We start from the raw sequence: 14309 nt of genomic DNA, 5'->3' as shown, positions 1-14309 counted from the left end.
ACTTGAATCACTTTGCCAAGAACTTGCTGCGAAGAACTTGAATCAGTTTGGCTGGACGCTGCGCGAAAGCGGCCGCGGCACGGATTCAATCGCCATCGGAGGCGGCAGAGGCGGCACCGAGCCGCCCGGCTTCGCCGGCTGAAGATCGGGCTCCGGAAAATTCGCGCGCGGCGCACTGGGCAGCACCAGCGGGCCGGGCTGTTGCGGTTGCGACGCCCCGCGAGCCGCCGCGGCACGGGCGCGCTCCTCGGCCTCGGACCGGCCACGCCCCTCCTGCTCCTGCCGGGCCTGTTCGGCCCGCCTGGCGTCCTCGGCCTTCTTCTCCTCGGCGATGCGACGCAGCTCCTCCAAGCGCTTTGCCTCCTCCGCACGCTTTTCCTCGGCGAGCCTGCGCTCTTCCTCGGCCTTGATGAACTCGGCGAGCTTGCGCTCGTTCTCGCGCATCTCGCGCTCGGCCCGGAGCCGCCGCGAATTCGCCGCCCGCTCGCGCGCATCAGCCTCGAAGGCCTCGACGCGCTCGATCTCGCGCGCCAGGGCACGGGCGGCAACCGCATTGGACAGCGCCCCGACATCGGTCTCGCGCTGCGGCGCCGAGAGCGGCCCACGCCAGGCGACGCCGATCTGCGGCGCATCGGTCGGCCAACCCTTCGGCAGGCCTCCAAGCGGCCGCAGGCCCAAGCGCAGATCGGCGGTCAGGGCGCGCAGGTCGATGAGGCCGGTCGTCTCCGCGCGCAAACCGCTGCGCTCGAAGCTGAAGGGCTGCAGCCGCGCGAGACCGCCAGCCAGCGTGAAGGGCAAGGTCACGTCCCCGAGTGCCCAGGCGCCACTGTCGAGCGCCTCGCCGAGACGGCCCTGCAATCGCGCTGTCTCGCTCTCGGAGGCGTCCTCGCCCGTTCCGGCAATGACGCGCGAATAGGCTGCCGGGTCGAAGCGCGACAGGCTGGCGCCGGTCAGCGTCACAGAGCCGGCTCCGCCGAGCCCGGCGATCAACCGCGCCGGGCTTTCGCCGGAGCCGCCGGCCTCGACCTGGCCGGACAGCTTGCCTCCAAGCGCACCATTCGTCAGCGCAGCGAGGTCGAGCTGCGTAAGCCCGATACGGCCCGAAAGCTGCGCCAGCCCGCCATCGCGACGCAACGCGACGCGACCCGATAGGGTCCCGCCGCCATAGGCTCCCGTCAGATTCTCGATGCTCGCCCCGTCGCGGTCGGCCTGGAGCGTGAAGCGGGCGTCGCGCAGCATGACGCCATCGCTTGCGATGAGCGAGGCGGCCTCGATCGCGAGCTTGAGATCGCCGAGCCCAATGACGGGTCCAAAACGGGTGGTCGACCAGGTCGACCCCGGCGCCGCCGGACTTGCGCCCAGCGCACCGCCGAGCAGGGCGCGCAGATCCAGGCCCGGCAGCGACAGCCGGCCCGACAACCCGCCATCGCGCGCCAGAACGACAGCCCCCTTCGCGCTGACGCCGCCGAGATTGGCGACGAGACCGTCGAGCGCGACGCCATCAGAGGTGAAGCCGACGCGGCCGCTCGCATCGAACAGCCCGTCCGGCATCAATCGCGCCGGCCCTTCGGGCAGGATCTGACCGGGGCGGTCCGCCTGCAGGCTCAACCGCGCAGCATTGCCCCCCTCGCCCTCCAGCACCAGCGAAAGGCCGGGTCCCGCGAGCGAACCGATCAAGCGGCCGGGCTGCTGCTCCAGGGTGAAACGGCCGGGACCGCCGAGCTGCGGCGCGGGCAGACCCAGCGCCGCGAAGACCTGGCGCCGGTCGGTCATGTCGAAGCGCAAGCCGGCATTGCGCCATGCGCCGGAAGGGTCGAGCCGGCCGTCGAGCGCAAGCGCGCCGGCCTGCGCCGTACCCTCGGCCGCGATCCCGGTCTCGCCTCCAGCCGAGCGTGTCAGGCGAAAACCCGCATCCAACCGGGAGAGCCCGTCGCCCGCGCGCGCCAGCGCCTGCCGGACCACCTCGGGCAGCAACGGACCGGCTAGCGCGGCCAATGTCTCGAAGCGCGGGGCGCGGATGCGGCCGGTTATCTCGCCGCCCTCGGCGAGCAACGCGCCCGAGCCCGAGACCGCGACGCCGCCGAAGCCTTCGATCGCAAGCCGGCTGAGCCGCCAGACCGCGCCCTCGCGACGCAGGTCGAGGCTGGCCGAGCCCGCAGGCGCATTGCGGAAGCGGGCATTGGTCAAGGCGAGATCGAGCGCGAGATCGCGCCCGCCGACGAGCCCCGCCAAACTCTCGGCCGGAGGCAGCATGTTGAGGTCGAAACCATTGAGCGCAAGCTTCGCCGCCAGGCGCTCGGCGACGATATCGCCGGAGCCCTCCAGCCTGAGGCCCGACGAGCCCGTCACCAGCAGGCGTTCGAAGGCGACCCGCCCGCCATCCCAGGCGCCCACCGCCTCGGCGTCGATCTGGCCCAGCCCCGCGACGAGGTCGGCCAAAGCCGGGTCGAGTCCGGCCCGTGCGAGCACGAGCGCAACACGGCGGGAATCCTCGGCCTTGAGGTTGAGACGGCCGGCAACACCCTTGGCATCAGCGGCCCCGGTCGCCCCGACCAGCGCGCCCGCGACACGTACGGAAGCCGCCGCGCTGCTCAAGCCGCCTTCGTCGAGCCGCCCACGCAACCCGAAAGCCGAGAAATCCTCGCCACGCCAGATCAACTGGTCGAGGTCAAGGCTGATGTCGAACGGGCCGGGCAATGCGTGGAGCGAGTGCTCGAAACCGGCGCGCTCGGAGAGCGCCTTCGCCAGCGCATCGAGATCGAGCCGGCGCGCCCTGAGCGCTAGCGAACCCGTCCCGCCCGCCGGCAAGAACTGGCCCTCGCCTTCAAGCCGCGCCGCGCCGCCGCCGATGTCGAGCACGAGGCCGGCGAGGTCGAGCTGCTTGCTGCCGCCGCTGACGCGTCCTGCCAGGTTGATCGCGCCGCCAGGCGACAGCGTGAAGGCTCCCTCCAGCCCGGCGCTGATGCCGTCCTGAACCGTGGGGAGCAGGAAATTGCCATCGAAGCCGACCTGGATGGCGTCGCCCGTGATCGAAGCCTTGGCGCGCAAGCGGCCATCGGGCTCGATCGCGCCGGTGGTGATACGCAGCGACGAACCCGCGACTTCACCCTCGATCCGCCAGGGCCCGGCGAGACTGACGGCGGAGACTTCGGCCGCGACAGGCATCAGCGTCACCGGCGCCTTGCCGGCATCGCGCCAGATCAGCGCCGAGCGCCGGATGCTGAGCTTGTCGAGGCTGGTATGCGCCGGCAGGCCACCGCCAACGCTTGCCGGGAGCCGGATAGCTCCCGCCTCGTCAACGACGATGGAGAGCGTCGCGCCTTCGACCTGCGCGTCGGCGAAGCGGAAATCGCCGCGCGCCAAGGCCGACAGCGCCAGCTCGACGGTCAACTGCTCGACGGCGACCGAGCTCGACGCCTCGGGTGCACCGCCGACCCGGACATCGCTCAGGGTCAGGCGCGGCGACGGCAACAGGCGCAAGCCGATGCCGCCGGCGATACGCGTCTCGACGCCGAGCACAGAGCTGAGCCGCGCCTCGATCTGCGGCCGGTAGCCTCGCCAGTCGACGAAGCCCGGTCCGATCAAGGCGGCAAGCAGCGCCAGCACGAGCAGGCCGGCCAGGACTGTCAGAGTCTCACGCAACGGCGGGCTGTGTCCTCGTCGTTTCCGGTCCAGGCATTTCAGGCTTCGACATGCCAGATTTGGGCATGCCTGATTTGGTGATCATGCCGCCGCGTCGCGGCAAGATCACGACATTTCGCTCCCGGGAAGCAGCCCCGCACGGTCACGGCGCCTCACAGCGCGATGATCTTGCCCGGATTGAGGATGTTCTGCGGGTCGAGCGAGCGCTTCAGCGTCCGCATCACCGCGAGCGCCGGCGCGCCATGCTCGGCCTCAAGATATTTGATTTTCTTCTGGCCGACGCCATGCTCGCCGGTGCAGGTGCCGCCCATGGCGAGCGCACGCTTGACCAGGCGGTCGATGAAGCCCTGGCTGCGGGCGACCTCGTCGGGATCGTTCAGATCAACGATCGGCTGGGTGTGGAAATTGCCGTCGCCGACATGGCCGGCGATCGGCGCGATCAGGCCCATGGCATCGATGTCGCGCTTCGTCTCCTCGACGCATTCAGCCAGCCGCGAGATCGGCACGCAGACATCGGTGGCAACGGAATCGAAGCCCGGCCGCAGCGCCTTGGCCGCCCAATAGGCATCGTGCCGCGCCTGCCAGAGTTTCGAGCGGTCCTCGGCCTTGGTCGCCCAGTCGAACGGCCCGCCGCCATATTCGGCCGCGATCTCGCCGAAACGCTCCGCCTGCTCCTTCACGCCGGCTTCCGAGCCGTGGAACTCGACGAAGAGCATGGTGGTCTCGGGCAGGCCGAGCTTGGAGTGCAGGTTGACGCCGCGGATCATCACATCGTCGAGCAATTCGATGCGCGCCACCGGTAGGCCGGACTGGATCGTGACGATGGTCGCATCGCAAGCCGCCTTGACCGAGGGAAACGGGCACACGCCGGCCGAGATCGCCTCGGGAATGCCGTGCAGCTTCAGCGTGACCTCGGTGATGATGCCGAGCGTGCCTTCCGAGCCGACGAGCAGGCGGGTGAGGTCATAGCCGGCCGAGGTCTTCCGCGCCCGCGTCGAGGTCTTCACGATCGAGCCGTCGGCCATCACTGCGGTCAGCGCCAGGACATTGTCCTTCATCGTGCCATAACGCACGGCGTTGGTGCCCGAGGCGCGCGTCGCCGCCATGCCGCCGATCGAGGCGTCGGCGCCCGGATCGATCGGGAAGAACAGGCCCTGATCGCGCAGGTTCTCGTTCAATTCCTTGCGGGTGACGCCGGCCTCGACCACGCAGTCGAGATCCTCGCCATGCACCGCGATGATCCGCTTCATCTGGCTCATATCGATGCAGACGCCGCCAAAGGGCGCGTTGACATGGCCTTCCAGCGAAGTGCCGGTGCCAAACGCGATGACGGGCACGCCATGGGTGCCGCAGAGCTTGACGATCTCGGCCACCTCCTGCGTGCTCTGCGGGAACACGACGGCATCGGGCGGCTGGTTCGGGATCCAGGTCAGCGTGTGACCATGCTGCTGGCGCACCGCCAGGCTGGTGACGAGCCGGTTGCCGAAAGAGGCCGCCAGAGCGCGCGTCACGGCCGCGACGGCCTCGGGCGAAGGCGGCAGCGTTGCGGCTGAAGCGGGGGTGTCATGAAGGGCGGCGGCGGGCAAGCTCATTGTCAACATCCGGTTCTAGCGCTTAGACTTGGAACTATTCGGTTTCGCAGATGGTCACGATCTCGACACCAGCATGGCGAAGCAGGCTCTCTTGCCCCACCGCCGGGCTGACGGCAAACAGGATTGGTGCATAGTAGACCATGCCGACACGGAATAGGCAGCCGCAATGACGCGGTTGCGGATTGATCATCATCTACGTGTCGCGGACGGACTGCCCCCGTCGGTGTGGCGTTGAGTAGGGAGGGCGACCGTGAAAGACGATATCCGCGCCCCGGCGCTGTTCTTCGCGCCCTTCGTCTCGTCGGCCATGCGGATCGAGCCGCAATGGATCGACTATAACGGCCATCTCAATATGGCCTATTATCATGTGCTGTTCGACAGGGCTGTCGACGAGGTGTTCTCGCTCGTCGGGCTGAACCAGGACTATCTCGAGACGCGCCACGCCTCCTGCTTCACGGCCGAATGCCATGTCCTCTACAAGCGCGAATTGACCGAGGGCGACCAGGTCCGCGTCACGGCGCAACTCATCGCCTTCGACGACAAGCGGCTGCACTACTATCTCGAAATGCGCCACGCCCATGAAGGCTGGCTCGCCGCCACCAGCGAGAACCTCTCGCTCCATGTCGACATGACGAGCCGCAAGGTCACGCCCTTCCCGCCCGACATCCTGGCAAATCTCGCGCTGATGAAGGCCTCCCACAGCATGATGCCGCTGCCCGCCACGATCGGCCGGATCATCGGCATGCCGAAACGCACCGCAATCACGGTCGAGGGCATGACCGGCGAACGCGAGACCGAAACGCGGCATTGAGCCGGAAACGATCGACATTCATCGTAGCGATATCATTGTCGCGGCGAGGTATACGAAGCCTTTGAAGCGTGTGGTGTTCCGGTCGCAGCGTCTGGCGAAGCGGGTTGCGGCGGGCGTCTATGTCACCACCGGCGGCGGACTGTTCTCGCCGTGCCAGGGCGCGTTGCAGGAAGCGAAGTTGGTCCACATCGACGTCGGCGAAACCGGCGGCTCGCGGATCGACCGGCCTTGAAGCAGCAGCACCCATGGAGGAATTCGAAGAAGCCGCCGAAGAATTCTGGCGCGCAAAAGTCTGGAGCGGTTCATGCCATCACTGTTTGAATTCGCTGGCGGTGAAGACGCGCTGCATCACCTGGAAAGCATATTCTACGCGAGCGTCCTGGCAGACCCGCTGTTGAAGCCGCTGTTCGGCGACGGCAAGCCGGAGCATGTTGATCATCTGACGGCGTTCACCGCGGAGTCATTCGGCGGGCCTGACAGCTTCAGTAAGGAGCTCGGGTTCGCCCATTTGATCGCCGTGCACCGCGGGCTCCATATTGGAGAAGAGCAGCGGGCGCGCTTCGTCGAACTCTACATGACGGCCATGGACAAAGCCGGCATGCCGCAAGACGAAGCGTTTCGTACGGCCGTTCGCGACCATGTCGAATTTGGCTCTCATGTCGCGATGCAGAACTCCAACGCCGCGACAGAGGCCGAGCTGCACCCGCTTCGATCGGTCCCGAAATGGACTTGGCCGGGGGAAGAATCGTAAGGGCTGAGTATGCCTGGCGGCACGCTACGAACCATGATGCCGCTCTTCCCCACTGCCAATCCGCCGAATTTTTTCGCTCTCGATCTCAAAGGAAAATTTGTGCGATTCAAATCCTGCGTGGCTTCGACAACCATCTGCATCGATTAGTCGATTTCGTCAAAATCTCAGATAAGCTTGGCATGGCCGCCGCCCTGCCGCGCCACCGCCTGCACGGCATAGCCGCGATAGAGCGGCGTGGTTTTCGCCACCGCGCCTTCAGCCTGCGCGATCTCATCCAGCACCGCAGCGAGGTCGCCGCGCGGCGTGACATGGAACAGCCCGAGCCAGCGATTGAGCATCGCCCTGAATGGCGGCGGCAGGCCCGCCTGATCGCCGAAATCGACGATGTGCAATTCGCCATTCCGCGTCAGCGAACGCAATGCCTGCCGCACCACGCTTTGCCAGGGCGGGATCATCGAGAGCGCATAGGAGATCACGATCCGCTCAAAACCCGCCTGGCCGAACAAGGCCTGCGCATCGAACGCCGTCGCATCCGCCTGCGCCAGATGGATGCGCTCGGAGAGCCCGGCGCGGCCCACCGCCTGCCGCGCCGTCGCCAGCATCTCGGAGGAGACATCGAGCCCGTAACAGGGCCGGCCGGGATAGGCCTGCGCGATCTTGATCAGATTGCGCCCGGTGCCGCAGCCGACTTCCAGGATGCTGCCGCCCGCGGGCGGCGCCAGCCCGGCGATGAGTTCGTCGCGACCGAGCAGATAGAATTTCCGGCTGGCGTCGTAGATATGGCGCTGATGCCGGTACATCGCGTCCATCAGCCCGGCCGCCTCGCCGCGCGGCAGGTCGAGGCTCACGCGGCGCGCTCCGGCAGGGCATAGAGGTGGAACGCACCATAGATCGAGGAGCGGTCCTGCGCGCCGAGCTCGCGGCTGCGCGCCTCCTGATAATGCCATTGCCCGAGGATCGCGTCCGGCACGCGGCCGGGCAGCAGGCGCTCATCGGCGGCCGTACGAAAGATCACCCGCGCACCAGGCCTCGCCGTGCGCGTGATCTGCGACCAGAGCGCGGTGAGATCGGCGTCGTTCATCCAGTCCTGCGCGTCGAGCAGCACATAGGCATCGCAGCTCTCGGCAGGCTGGCGCTCCAGGAAGGCGGTGATCGCGCTCTGGTGATAGGCAACGCGGTCCGCCCGCGCCTTCACGGCAGCGAAGTTGCCGCTCTGCAGATAAGGCGGCAGGGCCGCGTCCGGCCCAGGCTCATAGCCGCGCCCGAAGGCCTGGCGAGCGAAGTAGTTGGTCTTGAGATCGAAGCCGCAGGCGAGCCGCTCCAGCCGGTGGCGCAGCACGCCGCGAATGCCGTCATCGCCATCGGCAGCCAGCGCCTTGTATTGCGCCGGCGGGATGCCGAGCCCGTAAAGCGAGGCCGGCTGGCGCACCAGCCAGCGCACCAGGCGCTTGTCGAAGACCGGCGCGAGATGCCTGTCGAACAGCACGCGCTGCTCGTCCATGCTGCGCGCCTTGAGCATGATGCGCGGATCGCAGCCGAGCGTGCGCCCCAGCAGATGGCCCGCCCCGATGAAGCGGCCGAGCAGGCCGTAGCGATAGAAATTGCGGGCGAAGAGATTGATCCGGCGCCGTCCGTTCAGGCCGCGCCCCTCCCAATAGGCACGCGACACCGGATCGAGATGCGGCGCGATCTCGCTGTCGTAGAACGCGACATTGCTGCGCGACTGCGCCTGCCCGAAGAAGCGCAGCACCTCGTCATGGCCCTGCATCCGCGCGAAAGCGGCGAGCTTGAGCTTGCCGAGCGCGATATGGGCGCCGTTGAGATCGATCGCGCTGATCCGGCCGGGATCGTCGGCGAGATAGGACAGGATGTTGCAGGAGCCCGAGGCGATGGCGACGACATGGTCGCTTGGCTTGAGCTGCAGCGCCGCCATGTCGACGACCGGGTCTTCCCAGATCTGCGGATAGACCAAGCCGGAAAAGGCGAGCGTGAACATGCGCTCGAGCACGCCCGCCTTTGAGAGCGGCTTGTTGCGATGGACTGCCGAGGTCAGCCCCGATGCCGTCTCCCGCCGAACCGCGCGCGCCGTCTGCATCGTCTGAAGCCCCTTGGTCGGCCCATGGTGATGGCGAGCCGACTAGAGGAGTCGCGTGACGGTTGGGTGACGAGCATCTACTGCGCGGTGACGCCGGCCGCCTTGATCACAGGCGTCCATTTATCGACCTCGGCGCGGACATGGGCACCAAGCGCAGCCGAGCTCTGCCCTGCCTCGTCTGGAATTTCGCAGCCGAGTTCGAGCAGCCGGGCGCGCACGCCTGCATCCGCCAGCGCCGCACGGCCGGCGGCGTTGAGCTTGTCGACGATCTCGCGCGGCGTTTCCTTCGGCGCGAAGATCGCGTTCCAGCCGACCGCCTGGAATTCAGGCAGGCCAGCCTCCGCGCTCGTCGGCACGTCCTTGGCGACCTCCAGCCGCTTCGGCGTCGCCACCACATAGGCCTTGAGATTGCTGAGCTGCGGCACGATCCCGACGGTCTGGTCGCAGACATAGTCGAGCTGTTTTGCGATCAGCGCGTTCATCGCCGGGCCGGAGCCGCGGAACGGCACCTGCTGCACCGGCGCCTTGATCAGATGATGGAAATAGACACAGGTCAGATGCGAGGTCGAGCCGATGCCGCCATGGCCGTAATTGTACTTGTCCGGATTGGCCTTCAGCAGCGCGACGAACTCCTGCAGCGTATTGGCCGGAAAGTCCCTATGCGCCGCGATCAGCATCGGCGTGCCGGCCGTGTTGATCACCGGAGCGAAATCGGTGCGCGGATCATAGGCGAGATTGGGATAGAGCCCGACCGAGGCCGAATGCGTGCCGAGATTGCCCATCATGATGGTATAGCCATCGGGCGTGGCTCTCGCGACGCGCAGTGAGCCGGTCGTACCACCGGCGCCCGCGACATTCTCGACGATGACCGATTGCCCCAGCGTGCGGCCCATATGCTCGCCGACGATACGGGCGATGATGTCGGTCGGGCCACCAGCAGCGAAGGGCACGATCAGGGCGATCGAACGCGAGGGATAGGCTTGGCCTAGCGCAGGCATAGCGGCAAGCGAGAATGCGGCCAAAGCGGCCAGAAACAGGCGTCGCATGGATGTCCTCCCAGGTTGATAGCCGCGTTCGTCGCGGTCTTCAGGTCTGATGCGATGGTCGAGCAGCCTGCTAGAGATGGCGCAGGCCGATGCTTTCGATCAGCGGCAGCAATTCGTCGCGCGCCCTGACGCGGTGCTGGCGGGCCGCCTCGCGGGCGGCCTCAGACGCGCCGTCGCGAATGGCGTCGATGGTGGTGTGGTGCTCCTCAGTCGAAATCGGCAGGCGAGGACGCAAGCGCAAAGTCAGCATGCGGGCGCGATGTGACTGGTCGTTCACCGTCTGGATGATGCGGACGAAGCGGCTGTTGCCGCAGCGCTCGACCAGGATGCGGTGGAAGGCCTCGTCAGCTCGCCCCCAATCGGCGAGGTCACCTGCGTCCAGCGCTCGCGCCATGGCGTCGGTCTCGCGCGCCAGATCCTGCGCCATCAGCAGCCGCTCGGCCTCCGGCAGCCCAGCCGCGAGCTCAGCCGCGCCGGCCTCGATCGCAATCAACACCTCGTAAATCTCGCGGATATCGTCGGGCGCCAGCGCGCAGATCAGGATGCCGCGCTTCGGGACGATGCGGACAAGCCCTTCCTCCTGGAGTCTGAGCGCCGCCTCATGCACCGGCGTGCGGCTGACGCCGAGGCGAAAGGCCAATTCGCCGGCCGAAGCCTGGTAGCCCGGCGCGAAAACGCTCTCGCGAATGGCCTGTTTCAGCGCGGCATAAGCGCTGTCGACGAGGCTCGGCGCCCGGTCATTCGCCTGATCGATCGCCTTCAACCCAGCCTGCATTCCGCCCTCCGATCCCGATAGCGTACCATCTTCCATGGAAGCTGCAATGCAATGTTGACTCGCAGGCTGCTTGAGCCGCAAAGACTGCTTGAGCCGCAAGGCCTGCGGCTCACATCGGATCGGAGGCAGCATCATGAAGACCTACAGGATCGCGGCGATCCCCGGAGACGGCATCGGCGTCGAGGTCATCGCGGCCGGCGTCGAGGTGCTGCAGGCCCTGGCCGGACGCGATGGCTCCTTCGATTTCGCCTTCGACCATTTCGACTGGGGCTCGGATTACTACAAGCGCACCGGGCTGATGATGCCGGAAGATGGCCGCGAGCAGATCAAGGGCCATGACGCGATCTTCTTCGGCGCGGTCGGCGCGCCCGACGTGCCCGACCATGTCACGCTCTGGGGGCTGAGGCTCGCGATCTGCCAACCCTTCGACCAATACGCCAATGTCCGGCCGACCCGCGTGCTGCCCGGCATCACGTCGCCGCTGCGCTCGGTATCCGGCCCGGAACTCGACTGGGTGATCGTGCGCGAAAATTCGGAGGGCGAATATGCCGGCGTCGGCGGGCGCGTGCACAAGGGCTTCCCGGAGGAGGTCGCGACCGATGTCTCGATGATGACGCGCTCGGGCGTCGCCCGCATCATCCGCTATGCCTTTCGCCTCGCCCGGTCCCGGCCGCGCAAGCTGCTGACCGTCGTCACCAAATCGAACGCCCAGCGCCACGCCATGGTGATGTGGGATGAGATCGCCGCCGAGGTCGCGGCCGAGTTTCCCGATGTAACCTGGGACAAGATGCTGGTCGACGCCATGACCATGCGCATGGTGATCAAGCCGCAGAGCATCGACACCATCGTCGCGACCAACCTCCACGCCGATATTCTATCGGATCTGGCCGCCGCGCTCGCCGGCTCTCTCGGCATCGCGCCGACCGCCAACCTCAACCCCGAGCGCGCCTTCCCCTCGATGTTCGAGCCGATCCATGGTTCGGCCTTCGACATCGCAGGCCAAGGTATCGCCAACCCGATCGGCACCTTCTGGACCGCGACGATGATGCTCGACCATCTCGGCGAGCCGGCCGCCTCGGCGAGGCTGATGCGCGCGATCGAGCGCGTCACGGCCGATGCGAGCTTCCACACGCCAGATCTTGGGGGCAAAGCGACGACGCGACAGGTCACCGACGCGGTCATTGCCGCGATTGCCGGCGACAACGCCTGAGGTCAAAGGCCGCCAGCCGGGGAACGACGGCCAGGGACTACGACATCGTGACCATGTTTGAGATCGCGCCGGGCTGAATTCCGCGCCATAATCGCCATATTGCTCGTCGAACGAGTAGGGGCGATGGATCGAGCCTCGCGACGAAAGGAAGACGGATATGGGCCTGATGAGCATGTTCGGCAGCGAGACTGCGCAAGCCGAGACTTTCGAGGTCACGCTGACCGACGCTGAATGGCGGGCGAAGCTCAGCCCCGAACAGTACCGCGTGCTGCGCGGCCATGGCACCGAGCGCGCCGGCTCCTGCGCCTTGAACTATGAGAAGCGCGCTGGAACCTTCGTCTGCGCCGGTTGCGGCAACCCGCTGTTCAAGGCCGGCACCAAATTCGAAAGCGGCACCGGTTGGCCGAGCTTCGACCAGCCGCTGGAAGGCGCGGTCGGTACGACCGAGGACGGCAGCTTCATGATGACGCGCACCGAGGTGCATTGCTCCCGCTGCGGCGGCCATCTCGGCCACGTCTTCCCCGACGGCCCGCCCCCGACAGGCTTGCGCTACTGCATGAACGGCGTCGCGATGGATTTCGTGCCGGCGGAGGGTTAGCGCGCTCAGCCGTCATGGTCGGGCTTGTCCCGGCCATCCACGTCTTCGCTAGTCGAGGCGCGTGTTCAAGACGTGGATGCTCGCCACAAGGGCGAGCATGACGGGACAATGTCACCCCAGCGCCGGCACCGCCCGCCGCGCCAGAGCCGCCGCATCCACGCCCGTCGGCAGATCACCGAAATGCCCCGACCAGCCGCCGTCCAGCCGGCTGGCGACAAAGGCGTCGGCAACAGCGGGCGCGGCATGGCGCAGCAGCAGCGAGGCTTGCAGCAACAGCGCCAATCGCTCGACCAGCCGGCGCGCCTGGCCCTCGTGCCGGACGAGTTCAGGCAGCGCGCTGTCCAGCGCGGCGAGCGCCGCGTCATAACGCCGATCCGCGCCCTTGGCGGCGCGCAATTCGTCCCGCAGTGCCGGCAGCGCACCTGGCTCCCGTTCCAATGAGCGCAGCACATCGAGGCAGATGACGTTGCCCGAACCCTCCCAGATCGAGTTCAGCGGCGCCTCGCGATAGTGCCGCGCCATCGCGTGCTCCTCGATGAAGCCGTTGCCGCCATGGCATTCCAGCGCCTCGACGAGGACGGCGGGCGTGCGCTTCGCGACCCAGTATTTCGCGATCGGCGCACCGATCCGCGCGAGCAAGCGCTCGCTCTGCGAAGTCTCCTGCCGGTCCACCGCCGCAAACAGCCGAAAGGCGAGCCAGGCCGCGGCTTCGGCCTCGATGGCGAGATCGGCGAGGACGTTCTGCATGATCGGCTGGTCGATCAGCGCCCGCTGGAAAGCGTGCCGGTGCGCGCAGTGATGCGCGGCCTGCGCCACCGCCTGCCGCATCAACCCGGCGGAAGCCGCGGCAATGTCGAGCCGCGTGTTGTGGTTCATCGCAAGCCCGGTCCGCAGGCCCCGCCCCGGCTCGCCGAGCATGTGCCCGATCGCGCCGCGAAACTCGATCTCCGAGGAAGCGTTGGAGCGGTTGCCGCATTTCTCCTTGAGCCGCTGGATCGCGATGCCGTTGCGCTCGCCCGAGGGCAGCCAGCCCGCCACGACGAAGCAGGAGACACCCTCAACGGTGCGCGCCAGCGTCAGGAAGACGTCGGAATGCGGAACGGAGAAGAACCATTTCTGTCCGAACAGCGAATGCGTGCCGTCGCCATTGTCCCTGGCGAGCGTCTGCGTCTGGCGCAGATCCGAGCCGCCTTGCGTCTCCGTCATTGCCATGCCGACGGTCGCACCGGTCTTGGTCGCAGCCGGCCCCTGCCGGCTGTCATAGGCGTTGGAGGTGATGAGCGCGCCCCACTCCGCCCAGCGCGCCGCATCCTGCCTCAGGACCGGGATCGCCGAATAGGTCATGCTGACCGGGCAGCAGACCCCGCTTTCCGCGCCGTACCAGAGATATTGCAGCGCCGCGCGCGCGACCTGCGCGCCCGGTCCCGGACGGTTCCAGCACAGGGCATGCGTCTCCTGGCCGATGGTCAGGCCCATCAGCTCTTGCCAGGCCGGGTGGAAGGCGATCTGGTCGATGCGGTTGCCGAAGCGGTCATGCGTGCGCGCCTCCGGCGTGAAGCGGTTGGCGAGCCGCGCCAGCTCCTGCACCTGGGCGGAGCCGACACAGCGCCCGGTCTCGTGCAGGCGGTTGGCGGCCCAATCCGCGTCGAAGACGGTGATCACCGCCCGCAGCACCGGATCGGCCGCGAAGGCGTCGTAATCGGCCAAGGGCGGGGCCTGGTTCGTGACCTCATAGGTGGAATAGCGGGGACCGGGGTCCATGCTCATCGGCACGCATCCTGACTACGGA

13 protein-coding genes are annotated in these 14309 nt (G+C 67.3%); 5 read left to right on the top strand and 8 right to left on the bottom strand.

Translation table 11 applies throughout. From position 1 onward, the window contains the following. Positions 1 to 42: 42 nt before the first annotated feature. The 3 genes from RMR04_RS09095 to RMR04_RS09085 all read right to left on the bottom strand — a co-directional run bounded on the left by RMR04_RS09095 (position 43) and on the right by RMR04_RS09085 (position 5427). On the bottom strand, positions 43 to 3642 hold the full coding sequence (locus tag RMR04_RS09095) for an AsmA family protein (protein WP_311914266.1): 3600 nt from the start codon (positions 3640 to 3642) through the stop codon (positions 43 to 45). A 152-nt stretch (positions 3643 to 3794) separates the two neighbouring features. Further along, entirely contained in the window at positions 3795 to 5234 is a 1440-nt protein-coding gene (locus tag RMR04_RS09090) for an FAD-binding oxidoreductase (RefSeq protein ID WP_311914264.1), read from the bottom strand. Positions 5235 to 5268: 34 nt separating this feature from the next. Beyond that, positions 5269 to 5427, bottom strand: coding sequence for a hypothetical protein (locus tag RMR04_RS09085; RefSeq protein ID WP_311914263.1), 159 nt, complete (start codon positions 5425 to 5427; stop codon positions 5269 to 5271). Positions 5428 to 5484: 57 nt separating this feature from the next. Between RMR04_RS09085 and RMR04_RS09080 the strand changes: the two genes are divergently transcribed. The 3 genes from RMR04_RS09080 (at position 5485) to RMR04_RS09070 (ending at position 6796) form a co-directional block, all read left to right on the top strand. Further along, positions 5485 to 6045, top strand: a complete 561-nt coding sequence (locus tag RMR04_RS09080; RefSeq protein WP_410492221.1) for a thioesterase family protein — start codon at positions 5485 to 5487, stop codon at positions 6043 to 6045. Positions 6046 to 6118: 73 nt separating this feature from the next. Beyond that, positions 6119 to 6277: a hypothetical protein gene (locus RMR04_RS09075; protein ID WP_311914262.1), complete on the top strand. Its 159-nt coding sequence runs from the start codon at positions 6119 to 6121 to the stop codon at positions 6275 to 6277. 72 nt (positions 6278 to 6349) lie between these two features. After that, positions 6350 to 6796, top strand: coding sequence for a group II truncated hemoglobin (locus tag RMR04_RS09070; RefSeq protein ID WP_311914261.1), 447 nt, complete (start codon positions 6350 to 6352; stop codon positions 6794 to 6796). 164 nt (positions 6797 to 6960) lie between these two features. Here RMR04_RS09070 and RMR04_RS09065 read toward each other — a convergent pair whose 3' ends face one another. The 4 genes from RMR04_RS09065 to RMR04_RS09050 form a co-directional block, all read right to left on the bottom strand. Further along, positions 6961 to 7596: a class I SAM-dependent methyltransferase gene (locus tag RMR04_RS09065; RefSeq protein ID WP_311915781.1), complete on the bottom strand. Its 636-nt coding sequence runs from the start codon at positions 7594 to 7596 to the stop codon at positions 6961 to 6963. A gap of 44 nt (positions 7597 to 7640) precedes the next feature. Further along, positions 7641 to 8891 carry a BtaA family protein gene (locus RMR04_RS09060; protein WP_311914260.1) on the bottom strand — a complete coding sequence of 417 codons (1251 nt, stop codon included), beginning with the start codon at positions 8889 to 8891 and terminating at the stop codon, positions 7641 to 7643. Between the two features lie 77 nt (positions 8892 to 8968). Further along, the gene (locus RMR04_RS09055; protein ID WP_311914258.1) at positions 8969 to 9937 is read right to left on the bottom strand and encodes a tripartite tricarboxylate transporter substrate-binding protein; all 969 of its coding nucleotides are present in this window, start codon (positions 9935 to 9937) and stop codon (positions 8969 to 8971) included. A 70-nt stretch (positions 9938 to 10007) separates the two neighbouring features. Next, on the bottom strand, positions 10008 to 10712 hold the full coding sequence (locus RMR04_RS09050) for a GntR family transcriptional regulator (RefSeq protein WP_311914256.1): 705 nt from the start codon (positions 10710 to 10712) through the stop codon (positions 10008 to 10010). Between the two features lie 133 nt (positions 10713 to 10845). Between RMR04_RS09050 and RMR04_RS09045 the strand changes: the two genes are divergently transcribed. Further along, complete coding sequence (locus RMR04_RS09045; protein ID WP_311914255.1) at positions 10846 to 11922, top strand: tartrate dehydrogenase; 1077 nt, start codon at positions 10846 to 10848, stop codon at positions 11920 to 11922. A gap of 166 nt (positions 11923 to 12088) precedes the next feature. Then, positions 12089 to 12520: a peptide-methionine (R)-S-oxide reductase MsrB gene (msrB, locus tag RMR04_RS09040; RefSeq protein ID WP_410492220.1), complete on the top strand. Its 432-nt coding sequence runs from the start codon at positions 12089 to 12091 to the stop codon at positions 12518 to 12520. A gap of 111 nt (positions 12521 to 12631) precedes the next feature. Here msrB and RMR04_RS09035 read toward each other — a convergent pair whose 3' ends face one another. Then, a complete protein-coding gene (locus RMR04_RS09035; protein ID WP_311914254.1) occupies positions 12632 to 14287 on the bottom strand; it encodes an acyl-CoA dehydrogenase family protein in 1656 nt (551 codons plus the stop codon). Positions 14288 to 14309 lie beyond the last annotated feature (22 nt).

It is taken from the genome of Bosea sp. 685 (assembly GCF_031884435.1).
Taxonomy (GTDB): Bacteria; Pseudomonadota; Alphaproteobacteria; order Rhizobiales; family Beijerinckiaceae; genus Allobosea.
This window is presented reverse-complemented; position numbering and strand designations above follow the sequence as displayed.

Excerpts from the sequence above, each read along its gene's own strand:
- RMR04_RS09090 (WP_311914264.1), bottom strand. The coding sequence starts at position 5,234 with ATGAGCTTGCCCGCCGCCGCCCTTCATGACACCCCCGCTTCAGCCGCA.
- RMR04_RS09055 (WP_311914258.1), bottom strand. The coding sequence starts at position 9,937 with ATGCGACGCCTGTTTCTGGCCGCTTTGGCCGCATTCTCGCTTGCCGCT.
- RMR04_RS09065 (WP_311915781.1), bottom strand. The coding sequence starts at position 7,596 with ATGTACCGGCATCAGCGCCATATCTACGACGCCAGCCGGAAATTCTAT.
- RMR04_RS09035 (WP_311914254.1), bottom strand. The coding sequence starts at position 14,287 with ATGAGCATGGACCCCGGTCCCCGCTATTCCACCTATGAGGTCACGAAC.
- RMR04_RS09050 (WP_311914256.1), bottom strand. The coding sequence starts at position 10,712 with ATGCAGGCTGGGTTGAAGGCGATCGATCAGGCGAATGACCGGGCGCCG.
- RMR04_RS09070 (WP_311914261.1), top strand. The coding sequence starts at position 6,350 with ATGCCATCACTGTTTGAATTCGCTGGCGGTGAAGACGCGCTGCATCAC.
- RMR04_RS09045 (WP_311914255.1), top strand. The coding sequence starts at position 10,846 with ATGAAGACCTACAGGATCGCGGCGATCCCCGGAGACGGCATCGGCGTC.
- RMR04_RS09085 (WP_311914263.1), bottom strand. The coding sequence starts at position 5,427 with ATGATGATCAATCCGCAACCGCGTCATTGCGGCTGCCTATTCCGTGTC.
- msrB (WP_410492220.1), top strand. The coding sequence starts at position 12,089 with ATGAGCATGTTCGGCAGCGAGACTGCGCAAGCCGAGACTTTCGAGGTC.
- RMR04_RS09060 (WP_311914260.1), bottom strand. The coding sequence starts at position 8,891 with ATGCAGACGGCGCGCGCGGTTCGGCGGGAGACGGCATCGGGGCTGACC.